Origin of the sequence: Gracilibacillus xinjiangensis (assembly GCF_042651765.1) — a bacterium.
GTDB classification, from domain to species: Bacteria; Bacillota; Bacilli; order Bacillales; family Amphibacillaceae; genus Gracilibacillus; species Gracilibacillus xinjiangensis.
In genome coordinates this window covers 673,286-695,406 of the sequence record NZ_JBHSDT010000004.1, presented here as the reverse complement: position 1 = coordinate 695,406, position 22,121 = coordinate 673,286, and the positions used below count along the sequence as shown (strand labels likewise).

18 protein-coding genes and 2 pseudogenes are annotated in these 22,121 nt (G+C 36.2%); 7 read left to right on the top strand and 13 right to left on the bottom strand.

Features of this window, described 5'->3' with window-relative positions; translation table 11 throughout:
• Positions 1-34 precede the first annotated feature (34 nt).
• Positions 35-2,548, top strand: coding sequence for a transglycosylase domain-containing protein (locus tag ACFOY7_RS07470; RefSeq protein ID WP_390250948.1), 2,514 nt, complete (start codon positions 35-37; stop codon positions 2,546-2,548).
• A gap of 290 nt (positions 2,549-2,838) precedes the next feature.
• On the opposite strand, the gene ACFOY7_RS07465 is transcribed toward ACFOY7_RS07470, so the two are convergent.
• The 5 genes and pseudogenes from ACFOY7_RS07465 to ACFOY7_RS07445 form a co-directional block, all read right to left on the bottom strand.
• Complete coding sequence (locus ACFOY7_RS07465) at positions 2,839-3,294, bottom strand: DUF4274 domain-containing protein (RefSeq protein WP_390250946.1); 456 nt, start codon at positions 3,292-3,294, stop codon at positions 2,839-2,841.
• A 36-nt stretch (positions 3,295-3,330) separates the two neighbouring features.
• Positions 3,331-3,705, bottom strand: a complete 375-nt coding sequence (locus tag ACFOY7_RS07460) for an immunity 22 family protein (protein WP_390250944.1) — start codon at positions 3,703-3,705, stop codon at positions 3,331-3,333.
• A gap of 536 nt (positions 3,706-4,241) precedes the next feature.
• Positions 4,242-4,412 (bottom strand): annotated as a pseudogene (locus ACFOY7_RS07455) (IS110 family transposase); the annotation flags it as partial.
• Positions 4,413-4,968: 556 nt separating this feature from the next.
• Positions 4,969-5,445, bottom strand: coding sequence for a DUF600 domain-containing protein (locus ACFOY7_RS07450; RefSeq protein WP_390250942.1), 477 nt, complete (start codon positions 5,443-5,445; stop codon positions 4,969-4,971).
• A gap of 11 nt (positions 5,446-5,456) precedes the next feature.
• Positions 5,457-5,888: a DNA/RNA non-specific endonuclease gene (locus tag ACFOY7_RS07445; RefSeq protein ID WP_390250939.1), complete on the bottom strand. Its 432-nt coding sequence runs from the start codon at positions 5,886-5,888 to the stop codon at positions 5,457-5,459.
• 291 nt (positions 5,889-6,179) lie between these two features.
• Here ACFOY7_RS07445 and ACFOY7_RS07440 point away from each other — a divergent pair, with 291 nt between their 5' ends.
• Positions 6,180-6,323 carry a helix-turn-helix domain-containing protein gene (locus ACFOY7_RS07440; RefSeq protein ID WP_390250937.1) on the top strand — a complete coding sequence of 48 codons (144 nt, stop codon included), beginning with the start codon at positions 6,180-6,182 and terminating at the stop codon, positions 6,321-6,323.
• 334 nt (positions 6,324-6,657) lie between these two features.
• On the opposite strand, the gene ACFOY7_RS07435 is transcribed toward ACFOY7_RS07440, so the two are convergent.
• A complete protein-coding gene (locus tag ACFOY7_RS07435) occupies positions 6,658-7,158 on the bottom strand; it encodes an SMI1/KNR4 family protein (RefSeq protein WP_390250935.1) in 501 nt (166 codons plus the stop codon).
• 5 nt (positions 7,159-7,163) lie between these two features.
• A pseudogene (locus ACFOY7_RS07430) lies at positions 7,164-7,532 on the bottom strand (sugar-binding protein); the annotation flags it as partial.
• 326 nt (positions 7,533-7,858) lie between these two features.
• On the opposite strand from ACFOY7_RS07430, the gene ACFOY7_RS07425 reads away from it, so the two are divergent.
• Positions 7,859-8,140 carry a hypothetical protein gene (locus tag ACFOY7_RS07425; RefSeq protein WP_390250933.1) on the top strand — a complete coding sequence of 94 codons (282 nt, stop codon included), beginning with the start codon at positions 7,859-7,861 and terminating at the stop codon, positions 8,138-8,140.
• A gap of 162 nt (positions 8,141-8,302) precedes the next feature.
• Here the strand turns inward: ACFOY7_RS07425 and ACFOY7_RS07420 are convergent, their stop codons facing one another.
• Complete coding sequence (locus ACFOY7_RS07420) at positions 8,303-8,659, bottom strand: histidine kinase (protein WP_390250931.1); 357 nt, start codon at positions 8,657-8,659, stop codon at positions 8,303-8,305.
• Between the two features lie 11 nt (positions 8,660-8,670).
• Complete coding sequence (locus ACFOY7_RS07415) at positions 8,671-10,731, bottom strand: PrsW family glutamic-type intramembrane protease (protein WP_390250929.1); 2,061 nt, start codon at positions 10,729-10,731, stop codon at positions 8,671-8,673.
• Between the two features lie 162 nt (positions 10,732-10,893).
• On the opposite strand from ACFOY7_RS07415, the gene ACFOY7_RS07410 reads away from it, so the two are divergent.
• Positions 10,894-11,145 carry a helix-turn-helix domain-containing protein gene (locus ACFOY7_RS07410; RefSeq protein WP_390250927.1) on the top strand — a complete coding sequence of 84 codons (252 nt, stop codon included), beginning with the start codon at positions 10,894-10,896 and terminating at the stop codon, positions 11,143-11,145.
• Positions 11,146-11,162: 17 nt separating this feature from the next.
• Positions 11,163-11,609, top strand: a complete 447-nt coding sequence (locus tag ACFOY7_RS07405) for a competence protein ComK (RefSeq protein ID WP_390250925.1) — start codon at positions 11,163-11,165, stop codon at positions 11,607-11,609.
• A gap of 156 nt (positions 11,610-11,765) precedes the next feature.
• Here the strand turns inward: ACFOY7_RS07405 and ACFOY7_RS07400 are convergent, their stop codons facing one another.
• The gene (locus ACFOY7_RS07400) at positions 11,766-12,794 is read right to left on the bottom strand and encodes a replication protein (protein ID WP_390250923.1); all 1,029 of its coding nucleotides are present in this window, start codon (positions 12,792-12,794) and stop codon (positions 11,766-11,768) included.
• Between the two features lie 867 nt (positions 12,795-13,661).
• Positions 13,662-16,247: an S-layer homology domain-containing protein gene (locus tag ACFOY7_RS07395; protein ID WP_390250921.1), complete on the bottom strand. Its 2,586-nt coding sequence runs from the start codon at positions 16,245-16,247 to the stop codon at positions 13,662-13,664.
• Between the two features lie 609 nt (positions 16,248-16,856).
• Here ACFOY7_RS07395 and ACFOY7_RS07390 point away from each other — a divergent pair.
• Together ACFOY7_RS07390 and csaB are read left to right on the top strand one after the other, a co-directional pair.
• Positions 16,857-18,869 (top strand): DUF5693 family protein, encoded by a 2,013-nt coding sequence (locus ACFOY7_RS07390; protein ID WP_390250919.1) that lies wholly within the window; start codon positions 16,857-16,859, stop codon positions 18,867-18,869.
• Positions 18,869-19,951, top strand: a complete 1,083-nt coding sequence (csaB, locus tag ACFOY7_RS07385) for a polysaccharide pyruvyl transferase CsaB (protein WP_390250917.1) — start codon at positions 18,869-18,871, stop codon at positions 19,949-19,951. The genes ACFOY7_RS07390 and csaB overlap by 1 nt, the downstream gene beginning before the upstream one ends.
• 318 nt (positions 19,952-20,269) lie before the next feature.
• Here the strand turns inward: csaB and ACFOY7_RS07380 are convergent, their stop codons facing one another.
• On the bottom strand, positions 20,270-20,395 hold the full coding sequence (locus ACFOY7_RS07380) for a hypothetical protein (RefSeq protein WP_390250915.1): 126 nt from the start codon (positions 20,393-20,395) through the stop codon (positions 20,270-20,272).
• Between the two features lie 389 nt (positions 20,396-20,784).
• Positions 20,785-21,834 (bottom strand): glycosyltransferase family 4 protein, encoded by a 1,050-nt coding sequence (locus ACFOY7_RS07375; protein WP_390250913.1) that lies wholly within the window; start codon positions 21,832-21,834, stop codon positions 20,785-20,787.
• Between the last annotated feature and the right edge of the window lie 287 nt (positions 21,835-22,121).

Genomic DNA, 22,121 nt, shown 5'->3' with positions numbered 1-22,121 from the left:
GCATTAAGAATTATTTTTAGAGAGGTTGATAGAGTTGACAACCAAGAATGCAAAAAAGAAGAAAAAAGGTTCCACCAAGCTATTATTAGCATTATTTCTTATTTCCTGCTCTATACTAATTATCGGTGGAATAACAGCTTTTGCGCTTATTAAAGATGCGCCACAATTAAAATCGTCTGAATTGGAAAACGCAAAATCTTCTGTTATTTACGATATGAATGGAGAAAAAGTGGCAACTATTTCTGGTAACGAACACCGCTTACCGGTACAAATTGAAAATGTCCCTTTATTGGTTCAGCAAGCCTTTTTAGCCGTAGAAGATGCCAGATTCAGGGAACATAGCGGCATTGACATTAAAAGAATAGGTGGTGCCGTATTAGCAAATATAAAAGAAGGCTGGGGTGCTGAAGGCGGGAGTACGATCACACAACAGGTCGTTAAAAATACTTACCTCTCTGCAGAAAAAACATTAAAAAGAAAAGCACAGGAAGCCTATTTAGCTATTAAAATGGAAGAGAAATATACCAAAGATGAAATATTGGAAATCTACCTGAACAAAATTTATTTTGGCCATGGAGCTTACGGCATCGGGGCAGCGGCAGAGGTATACTTCCATAAAAAAGTGGAAGACTTAACCGTTGAAGAAGCAGCATTATTAGCAGGGCTCCCTCAACGTCCCAGTGGATATGATCCCTTTAATTATCCGGAAAATGCAAAGAAGCGGCGTGATATTGTTCTTTCTTTAATGGAAGAGCATAATTTTATTTCCCAACAAAAAAAGGAAGAAGCTCAAAGTATTAATATAGAAGATAGCTTGCATAACGAGGAGAAAAAGCAATCATACCAATATTTTATTGATTATGTAGTAGAGGAATTAATAGCAAAAGGCATCCCTGAAAATGAAATATTCTCTGGTGGATTAAAGATTCACACTACCCTCGATCCCAATGCACAGACATATACGGAAAAAGTAATGACAGGGACAGAAACAATCCCTTTTCCTGATGATAACTTCAAAGCTGGTGTCGTACTGTTAGATACTAAATCTGGTGCTATTCGGGCTATTGGTGGTAACCGCGACCCTAAAGAACAAGACGTAAAACGAGGTTTTAATTATGCAACACATATCAAAAGACAACCCGGTTCAACCATCAAACCTATCTTAGCTTATGGTCCTGCTATTGAATATCGCCAACGATCTACCTATCACCAAATAAAAGATGAAGAAATCGAAATTAACGGGAAAACGTTCAAAAACTATGATGATGAATTCCATGGAATGGTATCAATGAGAGAAGCCTTAGTGGAATCATATAATATACCTGCTATTAAAACGTTCTTAGAAACAGAGAGTGATCAAGCATTAGATTTTGCTAGTAAATTAGGAATTGACTTAGAACATGCTTATCCAGCTTATGCCATTGGTGGTTTCGGTGATGAAGATGGTGTCTCTCCATTAGATATGGCTGGTGCCTATGCAGCCTTTGGTAATCAAGGAACATATCATGAACCTTACAGTGTTACCAAAATAGAATATCCGAGTGGTGAATTTATCGAATATCAATCTGAAGCTACAAAAGCTATGGAAGCCCATACTGCTTACATGATTACCGATATGCTGGTAGACGTTGTTCAAAGAGGGACAGGCAGGATTGCCAATATTGAGGGGCTCCCACTTGCCGGAAAAACTGGTACAACGAACCCACCGGAAGGAATCGAGGAAGGCTCTACAGACTCCTGGTTCGTTGGCTATACCACGGAGTATACGGCAGCGGTTTGGTCAGGATACGCCTCAACGTCTGCTGAGCAGTATATAACAAAAGAGGATGCCCGCATACCTCGATTACTATTTAAAGAGATAATGGCAGAGGTCTCTCAACATGTGGACACACAACCTTTTAAGAAACCATCTACCGTTAAGGAAGTGAAAATAGACAAACGCAATGGTCGAAAAGCTTCGGCTTATACTCCCGAAAGCAGCATCATCACAGAATTATATGTAGAAGGAACAACTGTACCAACAGAATATGTACCTCTACAAAGGACAGAAGAAAATAAGAATGAGATAAACGAGACACAAGATCCGCAACCGAAGGAAGAGATGGAAAAAGAAGAACAGAATGAAGCAGAGAATGAAGGAACAGATAAGGATACCCAAGAAAAGAAAGAAAATGCAGAAGCTGATGAAAAGCAAAAGCAAGAAGAAACAGATAAAGAAGATACGGAAGCGAAAGACATAAATGATTCTAATCAAACCAACAATAACGGCGAACAACAAAAAGAGCAAGAGGACAAGAAAGAAACTTCCCAAGAACAGGAAGAGAATCCGAAAGAGAATCAAGAAAAGGAAGAAAGCCAGCAGAATACCCAAAATACAGAAAAGCAAGAGAATCAGGAGAACAAGGAAACATCTAATAGTAGTAACAAAGAAGCTGGCGTTAGTGAAGGAGCAGAAGAACAACAAGACAATCCCAAAGAGGATAACACCTCAGATGACCAGACTACCACAGACAGTGAAAGTTCTAAAAAATCGGAAGCTTCTTCCTAATGAATATGGCTGGGCAGATGACGGCTGGATCTCCTGCCCACTGGGTGAAATGGAAGAAGCATCTCGGTCACAGCGATATGTGGAAACAGTGTTGAGGAATAACATTAAGCGGAAGCTCTCATGATAAGATGGGCTTGTACGTACTATATAATTTGTTTAAACATCATATAGGACTTACAGGACCTATCTCTCCACTGATAATAATAAGTGGGTTCAATCGGTACTAGGTTACCCCTCAAAAAGGAAACCTTGAAAGGCAAATAGCCAATCAAGGTTTCAAATAAATTACATTATATCTTAGGTATGTCAATCCCTTTGCCTGGAGACTTGCTAATTAGAACGTCAGGAAGGTCTATGTTATTCTTTTTTAACTTATACTTTTGAAATTTTGTTAATTCAGGGTCAAAAGAAATGTTTTGTGATTTAAAGTCTAAGCTTACTAGTTTATTATAAATCTTCTTCAAAAAAACTTTCCATTCCTCTAACAAAGAACTTGAAATTTCCTCTGAACTTTCTAACCAACGATAGCCATCTGCGTAATGAAACATTAATAAACCTGTCCCTAAATCACAAACCTCATTATCTAAGATAACTGTTGGTACTTCAAACCCACTATTCCAATTATAATTGGCAGCAAAGGAATGGAGTATTAGTGGATTATCTACTTTTTTTAACTGGCTGATTAAAATATTTTTATTTGTATTATAAAGCAATCCTACCAGATAAGTAATTTCTGAGTTAACCATCAACTAAATCAATTCTCCATACCTTTAAGATTTCTCTTACTCATAATTTGTAGCAGCAATAAAATCAAAAGCACCTGTTGAACTAATTTCATTTTTATATTCAAAATTATATATTAAAATGACTGCATTATATGATTTCTTTAGGTTTATACTTTTCTGGATTTTTGAGATGACAATTTCTTCATATGAACACCCATCTAATAATGCTGAAATATCACTACTACTATTCTTATACACCGCTTTTTCTATAGTATCCTCATCTGTTTCATCCATATCAATATTAAAATCGATAAAGAATTGGGAAGGGACAGACTCGCCATCCTCATCATACGCTAAATCAACATACTCTCTTATTGAGTCCTCACCGTTAATATTCCCTAACCAAATTGAAACCCATCCTTGTTTTTCCATTATAGTATCCTCCTACTTTAATCTTAGACCTTGTGGTAAAGACGAAACTCCACCCTCTAATCTATAATTAGCCCAATTATTAAGTCTTCTAACAAATGTATTATAGTCGCTAGAAGTATCTATTATTGCTAACAATTCATTATGTGCTTTAGTTGAGCCTAACCCTCCATGAACACCGTTTGGATTGACAAAATTTTACATCGGATATAGCTGTTCTTAAATCTTTAATCTCTTCAGCACCAATATTCCAATACTTAAATTGAGGAGCCCTCGAAACTAAGTGCCACTCATGTAAACCTCCAGGTTCTCTAAGTTGACGTTCAATTTTCTTTCTAATCTTTTTATCTTTCCAAAGTTCGTCTAGTTCACTACTTGTAAGGGAATTGAAGAATTTATTAAAATTCCCACTCTTTGCAGTTGGTATATCATCAACAGTTAATTTTGTTATATCTTTAGCATTATCTATACCCTTAGGAATATTTAATAATGTACCATATGAAAGGATGGGAGTTTATTTCAACCACCACCCAAATTGATTAACTAGCCATTGTTTTAGGTTGATCTGGCATGATATATGCCGTTTTATGTTTCATCATACCATAGATTATTCTGACTAATCTTCTCATAATGCAAAGAAGGGCTTGAGACTTGGATTTCCCTTCATTCAACTTCAGATTATAGTAAGCATAGTACACAGGATTACGAGGGATTTCACTCCCTTTTCTTGGTAAGCAAGGCTATATCCATCCCTTGCTTGTCCTTATGTAGATACTCGAATATATCCAATAACTTTCATGGTATTTCCCCCTCCGTTACGCTAATCGTAATTTGTGTAACGCTTTTTTTACGAATAGCTAGTATGATACGACCGTCTCTTGTAAAAATACAACACAATTTTTGTCTGCTCTGTTGCTAAACTAGTAACCTTCTTAAGTAACCTACCTTTTATCGCCAAGAGCTTAGTCATTTTCATTAGTTTGTGGGTTTTGCAGTATAATAAGTCTTCCTGCCACTTAAAATGTCATTTCACCTGTTTATCGCACTTCTTAAAAATCAAAATATTAAATCAATACTCCATGATGGTACTACCTTCATGAGCTATGAATTTCACAAAGCATAATCAAATGTTGCCCAAAGTTAACAATTTCTAACACAAAAAGAAAAACACCTGTTGCCTAATAAGACAAACAAGTGCTTGTAGTTAATTCTAAAACATAATTCTGAATACTGCTGAACTCTTATACTAATTAAGACATTTCCACTTCAGTAATTTCCATTTTTTACCTCTTCAAACCAAAAATTGAAAATATCATCTGGTAAAAGCTCTTCGTCATTTGAATAAACTAAATCATATCTATATTTTCCTTTTAAACTATTCTGCTTCACATTATAATGTAACTTTATCTCTGTAGGCATTTCTTTTCCATATTCTTTACATTTTTCATGAATTTTTTCTAAATTTTCAAGTCCAATATCTAAAACAGCTTCTTGCCTTTGTTCAGAGGTATCATAAATCAATGCTTTCTTACCTATCGTGCTTGTGCTATTTACTGCATCATTTAAGTTATGCTTAAAAACAAATTGACTATTTATTTTAAAAAATACGTCAAAAACATACATTTCTGGCTCATAGGAACAGTAAATGTAAATATCCTCTGCTTTATTTTCAACGTATTCTAAACAAATAGCTACCATATCTGCTTGTAATTCAGAAAAATAATCTTCAAATACTTTACTCAAGTTTATCACCCCTAATTTTTTAATCTTACTTTCTTAATAACACCATCTATATTATATTTTATTTCAAAGCTTGTCGGCCTTAATCCAGTTCCGTCATAATTGACTTTAACATTAACGGAAACCTTCTTCCCTTCTTTTATGGCTGTAACCCATTGATTTTCTAACTTCTTGTATTTACTCAAATTCACATTACTTGATTGAGATACAAGATTATCCAAATCTGGAGAACCTCCAAATCTATCAGCTGCTAGATGTCCTGCGTGGTCTCCAGGTTCTTTTCCAGGTGTATTGGACTTATGAGACAATCTATTATTACGTTTTGTTAGTTTTAAGTCATCCGCATTAAAATCAGTAAGTCTTCCTAAACCATCTGTCTTATATTGATAATTATATTCACCTGCTTGATATTTAACATTTGGTTTTAATTTACCACCTTTAACCAAATGACTACCATCCTTAATGATATCACCAGATAGCTGTCTAGTACCATTATCTATACCCTTAGTTATTTCTTAAATTATACTATATATGAGATAAGGTGACAGTTGAATAACACCGCCACCTTTACAATTAACTATAGCTTTAGTTTCTACTTGTATAGGCATGATATATGTTGTCTAATTTTTCATCATGCCATAAATGATGTTCACATGCCTTCTCATAATAGTGAAGTTGGTTTTTCAACGAGCCAAATGATTTAACAAGAACATCTCTACGCCCAACTAATGTAGAGATTGTCCAATGAGGGGGCTGCATCAGGAAGTTGTATAAAAGGGTTAGACATCGACATTAATGTAGACAGGGTTTATTTATCGACATTAGAAACGGTATGCAAAGTGTTAGTCATCGACATTCAGGAGTTAATCGAGGTGGAGTAGTCCTCACTCTAGTAATCGTTCTATGTACGCCAAAGTTGCGAAAAATTTATAATGCTATGGGAAAACAAAGGTATAGTATTTGAGAATATAGATGGTGGTAACTGATGGTTTTGTGATTACTTTTAAGAGGTAGAATACATTAATTAGGTTATCCGTTTTATAGGTTTTGTACGTACTAATATATTTCGTACAACATAATAAAGGACTTGCAAGGGTTACTCATATTCTCTGTATAAAAAATGAACTATTCGTCACTAGATAGCCCCACACCAATAAAAAAGAAACCTTGAGTGGCATGGAGCCAACCAAGGTCAATTTTTTCTAATAAAATTACTTAGTTATCAATTTCATCATATGCATCACCTAGAGAAATAAAATCATCTTTTAACCAATACCAATACTGACCTTTATTATTTAATAGTCGCTCTAGTAAATCAGTAAAGGATGTGGCTATTATTTGAGACTCACCTACAAGTCCATGACGGTCAAAAAAACTATCATAGCATTTACCTAACCTGTCTTTATGAAGGTCAATAGTTAAGTATTCATCCGTTCCATCATTACAGATAATATACCAATTAGATGAAATATCTTCTTCACATAATTCTCCCACAATTATTGGATTGGCTAATATAAACTTTTCAGGAGACACAAAATAGATTGAATATTCCTCATTTTCAAATAGAACTAAGCCACCACAGAGACTATAAAATTCTTTTAAATCATTAGGTAAAATATGCTTTGTTTCGTCAATAATGGGTAACCCAGTAGGTTCAAAGATACGACAATTTGGTAAAGTTTCTATTTGTGTGACCAACTGCTTAATCTTCTCCATCTGCTTCACTCCCGATAATTATATTTATTAAAGAAGTTATAATATTCTTGTCTGGCTGATTTGGGGACTTTTGCAGCATCAAACATTCTTTCTGTTAGTTCTTGTATTTCCCTTGGTGACACTGATTGCCATTCAACTTTACCCCCAACCTTCTTACCAGTTTTTTCATATAACCACTGTCTATAAACTGCTTTTGTAGCGTTATGTTGTTCTTTTGTTAGTGCTACTGTCGGGGTATTCCCACCTCTACTTACATAGTTTGGAACATTATGTTTAGCCCATACATCCATAACACCATGATGATTTTCTAAAGGTGAATTACTAGGTCTATATGGTACTACATCATTAGGTTTAAAAGTTTTATCTATACCCTTAGTTATTTCTTAAATTATACTATATATGAGATAAGGTGACAGTTGAATAACACCGCCACCTTTACAATTAACTATAGCTTTAGTTTCTACTTGTATAGGCATGATATATGTTGTCTAATTTTTCATCATGCCATAAATGATGTTCACATGCCTTCTCATAATAGTGAAGTTGGTTTTTCAACGAGCCAAATGATTTAACAAGAACATCTCTACGTCCAACTAATGTAGAGATTGTCCAATGAGGGGGCTGCATCAGGAAGTTGTATAAAAGGGTTAGACATCGACATTAATGTAGACAGGGTTTATTTATCGACATTAGAAACGGTATGCAAAGTGTTAGTCATCGACATTCAGGAGTTAATCGAGGTGGAGTAGCCTCTCACCATAGTCATCGTTTTATGTACGTAAAAGTTGCGAAAAATTTAAAAGGCAGGGAGAAAGCGAAGGTAAAGCATTTGAGGATGAGAATGATGGTAACTGACGATTTACAGGTTATTTATAAGAAAAGAAACAAAGTAAATGGGGTATATGTTTTAAAGGTGGTGTACGTACTAAAGAATTTGTTAAAACATCATATAGGGATTAGAAGTGTTATCTCTTTTCTCTAAATAAATAGGAGTTTATTCGGCACTGGGTAGCCCCTCATAAAAGAAACCTTGAGGTAAATAACCCTTCAAGGTAAGATAAGAAATTTTAAATCTTCGTCTTTTGTTAGACACCCTATACATTAAAAACCTCAAGAAAGTAAAAACTCTCTTGAGGTTGTTTTCTTAGTCTTCTACATCAAGTAGATAATCATAAAACTCTTCATGTAAAGCACCACTTGTTTTCAACGACTTATTGTTCTTTTCAACTACTAAATCAACTGTATATTTATCTGCTAAGTCATCTCCACCATCTACCATCACTAATATAGAGTGAATAGCACCTTTTATCAGCTCATTTAATATTTTCTCATATGCTTCTTTTTCTTCATCATTTTTTAATAAATGTTGTAATTTTTGATACTCTTCTTCATAATCAGACCAAATTAAGTCAGCATTTTCATCTAAACTTTCTAATGAAGTCTTCACCCAATAATCCTTAATAGATTTTAATTGCTCAAATAATTGCTTTTTTTCTTCCACTGCAACCCCTCCTATTTATTGTGCCAATACTTTCCGTATTTACTCTCAATAGTATTTGCAAAATCTATTATATCTTGTGAAGTAGGTGTTCTCCCTAGCTTCTTATCCCATTTACTCCATTCATTTGTTATTTTTGAATGTATTTTTGGGTCTATACCTTTTAAATGTTGTACTTCATGAATATTAATTCCTGCATTTTTCATTATTGTTTCGTATTTTTGTGGTAAAGTATGATGAACTTGCCACCTTTTAGGTAAATCTGGGAATTGTTCTAAATACAACTTTCTGTAATTATTTTTAGTAGCATTAGTAATACCCTTATTACCTTCCCCGCCACCCCCTTGATCCTCATCCACCGATGCTTTCGGTTTCCCTTCATACTGCCCGTGTCCATCCATCTTCGTCTTTTTTCCAAACTGTTGTGATTTTGACTGCAGGTTAGAGAGCCAATCGATTCCGGCTTTTCCACCTGGTATTCGACGGGAGGCAAAGTCCAAACCTAGACCGGATAATTTGATCAATAGTTCCTGGGGCGGCATTTCTTTGACATCTGCCTGTAATTGTTTAAGAAAAGATTTCGGATCTCGCAGGAAGTCGGCTATTTGCCTAGAATTTTCCAGGGTATCTTTGGCTAACATCCCTGTTCCGAAAGCCGTGAAGCCCGCTCCTAAAATACCGCCGCCTGTTGCTACAGTTAGTAACAAGGTGGCAGCCCCTGTGGTAATAATCACGCCTGTTTTCTCAAAGGATGACAAACTTCCCCACCATGCCGATAAACCATCAAATAATCCTGCTAAATAGTAGGGCTCTTCTATCGTCATACTGGTTACTGATGAAATGCAGAGTAATAGAAGGGCACTAAATCCTAACAAACGATACGCATAATGCACTTGATGGCGAAACTTCTGACGAGGTTTTTCTCGCTCCTTTAAAGCAATGGCAAATCCATACGCACGGCGTTCTCTGAGAAATAGCATCGTGGTTGCCCATTTTTTGGGACTGCGCAGGATGCTTTTTATCAGTTCTATTCCTTCCGTTAAAGGTTCCAGCAAAGTTTCATGAGGTAAAAGCGGTAAAGATAATTTATGTCTGTTCAACGTTCGATAGTCTAAGTATACGGCAAAGAGGAGGGTAAAGACAAATAACCATTTATACCCGTGCCCATTTCCTGTGAAGAAATGCAGGAGTCTTATTAACACATCAGATGTAAAAAAATCGACTTGAGCATTATAAGCAGCATGTTCGAATATCGACCATAATAATAGGAAAACGGGGACAAACCACATCCATTTTCCTAGACTGTGACGAAAATGAATGGCAAATCCGATCCCTAATGCAACAAAGCCTGTCCATACATGATGGCCTGCTGCTATCACATCACCATATGCAAAGTACCCTGGAAACAGCTCTTGAAATCCCCACGCCTTAAAGTTGTTGTGAAATAAAGAAATAAACATACCAAGCATTGATTCGCGGGAAGTTACCCACATGCGAATGACTTCCTCCATGAATTGAAAGCCTGTTCCCAATGCAAAACCAAACAGTGCATAATCCGTTAAACTTAGTTGTCGTTCCTTGCCTGTTACAAATAAAAAAATTATAAGCGGCAGCAGTTTGATTACTTCTTCTACAATCGGTCCTAATAGGACGGCACTCCATGACTCTTGTATGGAAGCAGCACCATCTGCAAAGACATAATGAAAGGACCATAACAAGCCTGCACATAATGGACCGACCAGCCAGATCCCTACAACAAAAAATCGCGCGACATGAGTCCACATGACTGTTTTACTTCTTGCAAGTATCCATACTTGCCATAATGCATAATAACTCCAGAACCATACCAGTAATGCACTGCGGCTTACCGGTAGAAACAACCAGAAAAAAATAGCTACAGGCAATAGAAGCCAGATAACCCAAATATATATTTTTCTTATTCGTTTCAGTAACAAGGCATGGCTTTCTTTCCATTGCTGGATCCGTTCCAGGCCCTGTTCATATCGTTGTATCACGTTTCCTCTCATTGTTTGCTGAATGGGAATATACCTCCTAGCATTAATTACTATCTTCATACTAGAATGGAAATAAATTGTTGTCTAGATACTATTTTCCTTATTTTTAGTTTTACTACAAAAAGGTAGTCGCAAAGACATAGGTATAATGGATTGATTATATGTTCACAATCCCCACTGCAGTTGGTGTTCTTTTCTACCTCTGCTTAAGAAAATAGAAACATGGATAATAAATCTAGTAAACACTTATCATTTAATCAAGCAATTGGCCTATATATACGACATCAACGCGAAAATCAAGGAATGACGAGAGATGATATTGCTAATGTGACTGGATTAAGCATTAATGGTATTGAGAAGATTGAGAAAGGAAAAGGGCGCCCATTCTTCTCAAGTGTGATGGCCTTATGTGAGGCGATTGGAATTGATGCGAATGAATTACAGCGGATTTACCGTGATTATCATCAATCGTGATTCAGGAAGGTAGAATAATGTATCGTATTAGTAATAACACTTTAGTCATTCTCCCTTATTATGATCTAACTTATCAGTCGAAGGTAATTGAGAAAGATAAAAAGGTGTTCATTACGGAGGCACCTCTTCGTGTTATTCGTGAAAATTGCCTTCATTACGGCTCTAGTTATGAAGGGAGGAAACAATCGGTAACTTATCATTTAGGATACACTCAAAAATTGCCAATCCCGATTCACCCAGCCACTCTAATTTATGCTTTTCCAACCCAGTCACCTGTATCTTATGATTGTATCTGGTTATTCTATCAGGGGATTCGAGGTATCCGTCCACTGGAAACCAATAGCAAGACAGCGATACAATTTATTAATGGGACTGAGTTCATCTTGGCTCAATCGTATCATACGATTCATACGCAATTCGAACGTACCGGTATGTGTAAAGTTATTTTTGATCAATTGAAGTAATTGCTAGATATGGGGAGTACATATATTTCCGTTATTTAAAACGATCCACTTTTATAAAGGGGGGATCGTTTTTATTTACTAATATCTGTACGAAAGCAATTTTTAGATGCAGTATTTTGAAATTCTTCGAGGAGTGACAGTCACCTTACTTCAACTTCACCCTTGATTCGCTAAATATTCTGCCAGCATACGATCAGATTTGGCTGCAAGTATATCTTTCTCTTCCTGTGTGGGTTCCAGCTTTTTTTGTATGTGTTCTTTTCGATAGTCTGCATACCAGTCTGGAACTATATTTTCCCTCGACGATCGCTGTTGGGTCTTTTGCTTTTTGGAATGGAACTGTTTTTCATATTGTCTGGCAGCTTCTATTGTTGTGATCCCGGCATCTTTCCAGTTGTACAAAACACTCTCGATGTAATTGACCCCTTTTGCTTCTCGTTTGGCAGCGACTTTCATTGCGGCGAGCAATAATTCATCCCCAAATTCGTCATACCATTGTCTGAGTAACTCAGAGTTAAACGGAGAATCTGTGCTGCCTTTTTGTAAATTGTTCCGGTAAAAATTCATCACCTCATGAAATCGGGCGTTATTATTATTATATTCTTTTATGTCTTTCTTCTTTACTGTCTTTAAAGATGTCTTTACGGAAGCTGAATCCTTTGCAATGACTGGGTTCCGGCTATTTTGCGATACGTGTTTTACGAAGGTGCCGATTCGTGGATTACTTACCTTTTCCTGTCGATCCGTTCGTATATTACGAGCCTTACTATTTATTGGTGTTCGCAGTTTACGAACCTTTTTAGCAGGTTCAGCGGAAGATTTGCGCTTGATATTCACAGCAATTAAATCATTAAATTGATCAGCGTCCCAGTTCGTATGTGGGGTGATTTGCCATTGATGATAATCTTTATTGATGGCAAATACCATTGTTACTTCATTCCAATCCAGCACAGCACACTCAGTTAGAAATCTTAACTCCTTTCGAATATCCTGCTTATGTATCCCAGCTAGTTCAAACTTTTTCAGTGTGGGAATAGTACAGGCTTTTTGACCTGTGCCATACGACAAGCGCCAGATAAAATAGATAATATTTAACTGTCGTTTGGAAAAATTCCGGCGTAATACCTCATTCCATAGATCATTTGCAATACGAATATACCCTTCTTCTACTTGCGGATTTGCCATTTGATTCACCTCATCCTTTAAAATAAGAAATCTTACTTCATAGGATAGGAAAAGGAAATACAATATGCATCCTGCCGTATTTAAAGGAGATTATGTGAAATTCTGTGAAATGGTAATAAAATATGGCGTTTTCTCTATGAAAATCCGTTTTTTTGTACCTTTTATATAAGTACGGGAGGAATATTACTTAAGCTTTTATTATGGTTATAAAAAGGTTCCATACAAATTTATTACATGCTCTTACTATTTTCATTGAACATAGTAATGGATCGAAAGAATTAGTCAGAGGCGCTGTTGAGGCATAGATAAGCATTCCTTGGGAATGTATTTTCTATAGATAAATTCGCTACATTTTCCCAGTGTTGATATGGAAGGGGGTTATAACTACTTGATGGATTGGATGATGAATACATTCTATCTTAAGGGTGTTTGTTGAGTAATATTGATATAACTGGAAGTACTCCTGACAGGAATTTTTTAGGATATTTATCTTATCCTTAATAATAATGGTACTCATTTATTCTCCTTGGTAGAAATTCCTGTTTTACTTTTTCTCTCGCAATGATACATAATTGCACCATTCTATAAAATTAAATATTATTAGGAATATAAGTTATACACGGAGTGTTTTTTTATCGATTGATCCTGTTGTTATTTAACCTTTTCCTTTTTGTTAAATGTAAGTTATTAGATTCTTATTAAAAAAACATACTGTTTTGAAAATAATCATGGTGATTTTATGAAACCTCATATTGGGGGAACTTGGAGATAAGCCGAAGATAAAAGAAAAGTCTCGCAAGGCTATTTGCCCTACGAGACTTTCTTGTTGAAACTCGAGATCCATATCTCTATGTTTCAAATAATTTATTAGTTTACATCAATGTTAAGTGTAGATGATGCTCTTACTGTAGCATTAGTATCGTTATCTGTTACAGTAAATACTAACTGCCCCTTGTCACCAATAGCTGTAGGACCAGAAAGAATATTGTTTGTCCAGTCAAGCGTACCAGCTAAAGCTAAGTCAGTATTTGATGGGTCTGCCAATCTAACACCAAGCTCACCTAGATACACATCATCTGCATCGAATACACCACTATCATCCGTATCTAGATATAATACTGGCGCAGCTGTAGTACCAGTTGCCGTAGTATCAATACGAACTTTTGAAGTTGTATTTTCTGATAAATTAACACCTTCAATAATAGGATCTACACCAGCAGCTGTCGATGTAACTGTAAATACATCTTCAAAAGTGATTTCTTCTCCTATATTAGAGATCGTACCACCACTGTTTTTCCACTGAATGGAAGTAATTACAGGAGCTTCTTCTTTAACTGTGATAGTTGCAGTTGCTACTTGAATTCCATCTTTCTTCAAGACGATTTGAGTAGATCCAACTTTCACACCTGTTACCTCGATTATTCCGTTTGCGTCAGGAGCTGCAACAACAGTAGCAATAGTTGGATTTGCTGATACTACTTCAAAACTAGCGATATCACCGTCACCACTGTCTAACGTACGTAAGAAGCCACCACTTTTAGTGAATTCATTTGCATTTAATTCTACAGTATTATCTCCAGCTAAGTTAGCAATACCATTTGATGAATCCGCTACTTCTAATTTATAATTATCAGCAACATTATCACTTGAAATTCTTACAGTGAATTGGCCAAGGTTTTTAAGTGTAGTTAAATCTTTAACAACTACTGTATATGAACCAGCAGCTGCATCTGTTGCAGGAGCGATTGTTACTGGTAATTTACCATCTTCTGCTGCAGCAAAATCAGCAGTTACGTTTGTTTCTCCAGTTACTTCTGATACCTCAATATTAGCTGCAGTAATATCAGTTGCCTCTACTTTTTCACCGAATTGGTCAGTGATTGCTACATTAGTTGTGAATGATGCACCTGGAGCTACAGTAGCAGTGTTAGCAGTTGCTTTAGTTGCAACACGCTCTTCGTTAACAACTGTAATTGATTTAGAATAAGTAACATTTCCAGCAGTTACAGTAATAGTTGTTTTACCTGCTTTAATAGGTGCAATCTCACCTGTAGATGCATTAATTGTTGCAACTTCAGGATTTGAAGAAGCATATGACGAGATACCAGATGTATTAATAACATCACCAGTATTAGAAACAACTTCTTTAACTGCTACAGCAGTATCTTTTGTAGAAACTATATCTTTCGTTAATTCTAAGTTACTAGTTTCAAGTACAATATTACCAATTGCAGGAGTTGCTGAACTTACTACCTTCACAGTAACTGTTTCAGACTCTGCAGTCTTACCATCTTTTGTAAGGACAGCTTTTACATTAAATGACTTATTTAATTCTGTTTCAGCTACTGTTTCATCAATTTCTCCTGTAGCAGAAGTATTAGTAGTGATTGGATTGCCCATAGCGTCTTCACCTACAAATACATCTTTGTCAGCTTGGAATTCAATCTCATATCCAAGTGAGTCAATTGTAGATAAGTCTGTAACTGTGCCATTAAGCGTTACTTGTAAGAATTGTTTATCTTTATTAGCCTCAATTGTAGGAGTTGTGATAGCTACACTTGCAAGAGTGAAAGTGTATTTCACTGTAAATTCTTGAGTACCTTCGTCTGTCTTAAGAGTTACATTGTACTCTTGACCATCTACTAAAGGTGTTTCAAGTGTTACAGTAGCTGTTTCTCCATTTGCTGAAGCGTTGAATCCTAGTACTGTGTTACCTTCTACAGTTACATCTTCAGCACTAAGTTTATCAAGGTTTTTACCAGTTACACTTAGAATTTTTGGATTGTCCGCACTTACACTATATACACCAGAGTCTAATAAACTATTTAAAAGTGTACCATACTCATAATCTGCATTTGCTAACAATCTAGCAAAGTCAGCACGTTTGATGTTTAGATCTGGAGCAAATCTGTCTACACTAACACCTTTAATAAGCTCATTAGCGAAAAGTGTTTCAACATAATCAGTATACCAAACACCCTGTGGAACATCATTGAAAGAATGGTTAGCATTAGTAATTTCGATATCATATGCCTTTACAACCATTACAGCGAACTCAGCACGAGTTAAAGTTCCAGATGGATCAAAAGTTCCGTCAGTGAAACCTTTGATGATACCTTCGTTTGCAAGTGCATTTACATACTTCGCATACCATGCATCAGAATCTACATCAGAGAATCCTGCATCAGCAGCAGAATCAACATCAAGTTCTAGTATTTTAGAAAGCATTACAGATGCTTCCGCACGAGTTACTTGGTTACCTGGTTTGAAAGAACCATCTTCGTAACCAGTGATAACACCAGCTTCAACTAGTGCAATAATTTCATCAGCTGCATAATCGTTAGGTGTTACGTCAGTTAGTGATGCAGCTGCAACAGACGGTACTACAGCAGTAGCTGCAACAGCTGCTGTGATAGATGTTGCAAATACTTTAGACTTTTTAGAAATAGCCATTTAAAAATTCCTCCTTGTATTATACAAAAATATTACTTACTTTACTCTCTGAAACTATTAACCTATGTAAAAAGAGATGAAAACAGTTTCTTAGAAAAGTAAAAATTAAGCAAAAATTTCCTTCACTAATCAGTTTACTTAGTGCACCGACTAATGTCAAGTATTTTCGCTAATTTTATAGATTAATAAGTTTACAACTTTTAACAGTTTTGAAGCGGTTGAAATATGCTGGTAAATGAACAAAAATGATTACGAAAAGATGTCATTATAGTATTTCATACCTACTCTAGATGTCAAAAGCTAAAAATATTCTAACAAAACTATTTAATAAAGTAAATAGATTTCCTCAATTATTTTCAATTTTTGCAATATTGCCTAAATGTTGACTTTGCTCTGCTACTATTTCATTACGGATTACTACATTGTTCCTCTCTTACTTGTTTTTTCTTACATTATTTTAATAGAATTTTCAATCTAAATCAACCTATCCTATTCCCTAATATATCTGTTATAATATCGTGTGAAGAGATTAAACGATAAAAGCATATCATTCTTCATTAAAACAAAGGAAAATTTACAACCTATAATAAAAGGAAAGGAAGTAACACGTTGTTTAAATTAAAAAGATGGGTATGGATTGTAACAATTATTCTTATTCTAGCTGCTATTCCTGGGATAATCGAAAGATGGGAAACGGAAACGAATAGCAATACATATAATATGATTATTCCGTTCAAAGAAATATATGAATTATCGAAAGATGAAAGTATGGATCTTGATGAAATATTAACAGAGTTACAGGAAGCTGGTTTGACGACAATATCCTTTGAACCTGATTCTTTATCCAAATGGGCTCGGCAAGATATTATAAGTAAATATGAAGTGAAAGAATTAAGAGATATTATTCGATTCCACGAGGATCCAAACGAACTTCTGGATGATGAGACAGGATTTTATATTACGGTACCGGAAGATCCTTATTATGATGGAAAAATTAAAGAGTTCTTTCAGCCAACGGAAATTACTGTCGGTTCTGAGCGACTTTATTTTATTGATGAACCAAATCAAACCGAAGATTCAGTAACAGAAGACGATCAAGAACAAGTGGTGGATAGTGAAAATCCGGAAGATGAAGCAGCATCTGAAACAGAAGGTACATTAGATTCCAATTCTGTTTATGAATCGTATCTCGGATATAATGAAGCACTAATTAATGAAGTGAAAGATTACGGCTTTGATTATGTAGTACGGATTGAGAATCAAGGACCAAGTAATGGCAAGATTATTGAAGACTTGATTCATTTGAAGGATGACCAGATTTCTACCTTATTATTCTCCGGTGATGAAGTGATTGGCTATCCTGATTCCAATAAAATGAAAAATTATACTGCACAATTAGAGCAGGCTGGTTATAATTTCTATTCGATTGAATTAGTCAACCAGTTAGGGATGCCTACCTTTGCCTATACAAATAATTTTGATTTTATCCGTCTTCATAGTATGTCTGTTGAAAAATCGATCGCAACATCTGTTGATCGTGCTGTTCGGGCTGTGAAAGAGAGAAATATTCGTTCATTATTTATTCATGTGGCAACAGATGGCGAAGCATATGAAAATCTAGAAGCGACGACGACATTTTTAAAACGGGTGCAACAGCATATGCCCGGGCAATTCAGTTTAGGGGAACCTGAACCATTTGATGAAATTAATGTACCATTATGGTCAACGATCGCTGTATTATTAGCTGGGATTGGCTTTACATTTCTTGCGTTAGAGTTTATTAAAGTGATCTGGATCCGCATTGCCGGGGTAGCTGTTACTGCTATATTAACAGTTGGGTATCTTGTTACAAATATGACCATGTTATTACAGGGATATGCATTAGGCATTGCATTATTAACCGCAATTTTTGCGACGATTCCTGTCAGGAAAGTGACTGGCGGACTGAAGCAGATTGCATGGATTTATCTAAAGTCGATTGCGATCAGTTTTGCAGGTATTGCCATTATGATTGGAATATTAAATGGCAATGAATTTATTACAGGGTTTGCTCAGTTTAGAGGTGTCATTCTAATCTATGTGGTGCCAATGGTTGTTGTTGCATTGTGGGCATTGGCAAAACCAATTGCCGGAATGTATCATAATGTGAGAAAAAGCTCTGCCTTAGAGTTAAGCAAGCTCCTCTCGAAAATTGTGAACACACAAGTAAAGTATTGGCATTTAATTGTATTAGCGATTGCAGGCGGTATTCTCTATTACTATATTACCCGAACCGGTAATGCAGGGGTTGCCTCGGATTTCGAAATCCTCTTCCGTCAGAAATTAGAAGAGTTATTATATGTACGTCCAAGAACGAAAGAATTCCTTATTGGAATCCCATTGTTTGTATTTGGTTTATATGTGATGGGACAACATGAAAAATGGGGACGGTTCTTATTAATACCTGGAAGTATTGGCTTCCTGTCGATTGTTAATACATTCTCCCATTTGCATATACCAGTCTATATTTCTTTAGTGCGTACCGTGTACAGTTTAGTGTTAGGATTTTTGCTTGGTCTGGTACTTATCTTCATTTATCGGTGGATCTATCGTAAAGTAACGACGATTATAAAGGCAGGGTGATGGCTAGAATGCATGTTGTATTATCAGGTTATTACGGTTTTAACAATGAAGGCGATGAAGCAATACTTACAGCTATCATTCAATCATTGCGTGAGATCAATCAAGGGATCGACTTGACTGTCCTGTCTAATGATCCCCGTTCTACTGCGAGCAAACATCAAGTGCAGGCAGTGAACCGCTGGAAGCTGAAAGATGTAAGTAATGCATTAAAAACAGCAGATGGATTAATCAGCGGCGGCGGCAGTCTTCTCCAGGATAAGACAAGCATGAAGTCTGTTCCCTATTATTCCGGGATCATGAGAATCGCGAAATGGCATAAAAAGCCTGTCTTCGTCTACTCTCAAGGCATTGGTCCTGTCGATCATCCGATAAGTAAATGGATCGTGAAATCTACATTGAACAAAGTGGATCAAATTACAGTGAGGGATCATGACTCGCAACAATTATTAACATCACTTGGATTAAAAAAGGATTCGATCATTGTACCAGACCCCGTATTTGGCCTTGATGCTCGGACTTTTTCAAGTAAATGGGTGGAGCGTGCCGGTATTACTGGTCCGTTTGTGACAGTAAGTGTGAGGGATTGGCCTTCTGATCAGCCGTTTAAGGAGCGAATTGCCGGGTGTTTGGACGGGCTTGTCAGTGAGGGATATTCGGTTGTGTTTGTTCCATTCCATGGTGAGGAGGATTATCAGACTTCGAAAGAGGTTGCGGGTCTGATGGATAAGGATAGTTATGTGATGACAGCAGATATCCCAATGGAAGAGAAGATTGCAGTGATTCGTGAGTCTGCCTTGCTGATTGGGATGAGACTTCATTCGCTGATCTTTGCCAGTATTGTTTATACACCGTTTGTTGCACTTAGTTATGATCCGAAAGTGGATTCTTTTGCGAAGTTGATGGATCAGCCTGTTGGCGGGCATGTGAATCATGGCAATTGGGATGAGTCTTCATTGCTTGAGATGGTGAAGCGCCAATTGGCGGAATTGGATGATGTGCAGCAGTTATTGAAGGATAGAGCTGTTATTCAGCAGGCTAAAGCTGTAGAGACTGCTGAGATGGCGATTAAGACATTTGAATAAAGTGTGGAACTATGCCGGGTCCTTTCTTGGGGCCTGGCTTTTTCATTCGATTAAGGTGTAGCTATTATTAGTTTTTCTACTGAAGTTTCTGCTAAGATAGTGATTTGCTGGCTTTGTCACAATCTTAACGCGAAATGCTTGATCACGGTAGTAAGAAGAAATCTAGTCTCTTTCTTTCTGACATTTGTACTTAATCGCACTATGAATACCAAATCTGCTTTCTCCTCTGCTAGCATTTGTACTTAATCGTAGTATGAATACCAAATCTGCTCTCTGCTCTGCTGACATTTGTACTTAATCGCACTTTTAATACTAAATCTACTTTCTTCTCTGCTGGCATTTGTACTTAATCGCACTTTTAATACCAAATCTGCTCTCTACTCTGCTGGCATTTGTACTTAATCGCACTTTTAATACCAAATCTGCTTTCTGCTCTGCTGACATTTGTACCTAATCGTACTATGAATACCAAATCTGCTCTCTCCTCTGCTGGCATTTGTACTTAATCGCACTTTTAATACTAAATCTGTTCTCTGCTCTGCTGTCATTTGTACTTAAATGCAGTATGAATACCAAATCTGCTCTCTGCTCTGCTGACATTTGTACTTAATCGCACTTTTAATACTAAATCTGCTTTCTTCTCTGCTGATATTTGTACTTAATCGCAGTATGAATACTAAATCTGCTCCTTCTCTGCTGACATTTGTACTTAATCGCAATAATAACACGAAATCCCCTTCTAAAGCTTATTGCTGAGAATCCCTTATGCTATACCTGACTCTGAATATTAAAAAAAGCCTGTGATCATTCCTAATGATCACAGGCTTTCTTATTTATGAACGTTTTTTCATATTATCTACTAATGATAGTAACGGTCGATATTTTTCACTGATTAATCCTGTTACTTCGATGATGATTTCGATCAGAATGAGTAATAAGAATAATGTTATGGCAGATCCCCATACTGTTGAGCGTGTAAAGATAATCGCCGCAGCACTGAACAGACAGCTTAATGCATATATGAAGATTACTGTTTCTTTATGAGAGAAACCTAATCGAATTAAGCAATGGTGTAAGTGATATTTGTCTGGCGCCATTAGCGGCTTACGTTGGATAGCACGACGGATAATTGCTAACATTGTATCCAGGATTGGTACACCTAAAACGATAATCGGTACCATGATGGAGAAGAATGTTACGTTTTTGAATAACCCCATAATTGATAAAACACTAATCATGTAGCCAAGGAATAATGAGCCTGTATCACCCATAAATATTTTGGCAGGGTTAAAGTTATATACTAAAAATCCTAATGTACTTCCAAGTAATAAGAAGGCAACGAATGCAACGAATGTGTTCCCCATCATTAATGCCATTCCGGAGATTGTCATTAATACAATCGATGAAACACCTGCTGCCAAGCCATCTAATCCATCTATTAAATTAACTGCATTTGTTATCCCTATAATCCAAATTATTGTAATTGGTATGGTTAAATAACCAAAATCGATTCTATCCCCAAACGGTACGATGATAAAATCCATTTGAATACCGCCAGCTACTGTAACAACAGCTGCCGCTACCTGGCCTAGCAATTTCAATTTTGCTGGTAATTGGAATAAGTCATCTAAAAATCCGACAATTGTAATAATTAACCCACCGACAATAATTGGCCATGCTTGTTCGCCGTACGGTGTAAAAATTAGGAATCCAAGAAAGAAACTAAATACGATAGCTAATCCACCCAGTCTTGGCATTACTTTCTTATGCACTTTTCGTTCGTTTGGCTGATCGACAGCACCGATACGAATAGCAAGCTTAATAACAAGTGGTGTAATAAGGACCGCTACTAAAAATGTGACGGCTAAAGCTAAAAATCCCATATGTTCCTCCTATTATTCTATTTCCTGTTAAAATATAGTATTCTCTTTTTTATTTATAATCAGCATGCACAAACCTCTGATTCATTATATATAACAATACTATAAATATCAACAGTTCTATATAACTAAAATAAAAAAATATTAGCAAACATTGGTATGTCGCCCAATTTCTTGTGTGATAAACTCTAAGCAAAAGTGTAACAGGATTGGGATTCAGACCAGGTGGTTTTATACTAGTTTAACCACCCAGTCTATCAATACTATTGGCAAAAAAATGAAACAGTCTG

Bases quoted from the DNA above. Each gene is read 5' to 3' on its own strand.
- ACFOY7_RS07395 (WP_390250921.1), bottom strand. From the start codon at position 16,247: ATGGCTATTTCTAAAAAGTCTAAAGTATTTGCAACATCTATCACAGCA.
- ACFOY7_RS07405 (WP_390250925.1), top strand. From the start codon at position 11,163: ATGTATCGTATTAGTAATAACACTTTAGTCATTCTCCCTTATTATGAT.
- ACFOY7_RS07460 (WP_390250944.1), bottom strand. From the start codon at position 3,705: ATGGAAAAACAAGGATGGGTTTCAATTTGGTTAGGGAATATTAACGGT.
- ACFOY7_RS07380 (WP_390250915.1), bottom strand. From the start codon at position 20,395: ATGTCAGCAGAGCAGAAAGCAGATTTGGTATTAAAAGTGCGATTAAGT.
- ACFOY7_RS07435 (WP_390250935.1), bottom strand. From the start codon at position 7,158: ATGGAGAAGATTAAGCAGTTGGTCACACAAATAGAAACTTTACCAAAT.
- ACFOY7_RS07425 (WP_390250933.1), top strand. From the start codon at position 7,859: ATGCAAAGTGTTAGTCATCGACATTCAGGAGTTAATCGAGGTGGAGTA.
- ACFOY7_RS07465 (WP_390250946.1), bottom strand. From the start codon at position 3,294: ATGGTTAACTCAGAAATTACTTATCTGGTAGGATTGCTTTATAATACA.
- ACFOY7_RS07375 (WP_390250913.1), bottom strand. From the start codon at position 21,834: ATGGGATTTTTAGCTTTAGCCGTCACATTTTTAGTAGCGGTCCTTATT.
- csaB (WP_390250917.1), top strand. From the start codon at position 18,869: ATGGCTAGAATGCATGTTGTATTATCAGGTTATTACGGTTTTAACAAT.
- ACFOY7_RS07410 (WP_390250927.1), top strand. From the start codon at position 10,894: ATGGATAATAAATCTAGTAAACACTTATCATTTAATCAAGCAATTGGC.
- ACFOY7_RS07415 (WP_390250929.1), bottom strand. From the start codon at position 10,731: ATGAAGATAGTAATTAATGCTAGGAGGTATATTCCCATTCAGCAAACA.
- ACFOY7_RS07400 (WP_390250923.1), bottom strand. From the start codon at position 12,794: ATGGCAAATCCGCAAGTAGAAGAAGGGTATATTCGTATTGCAAATGAT.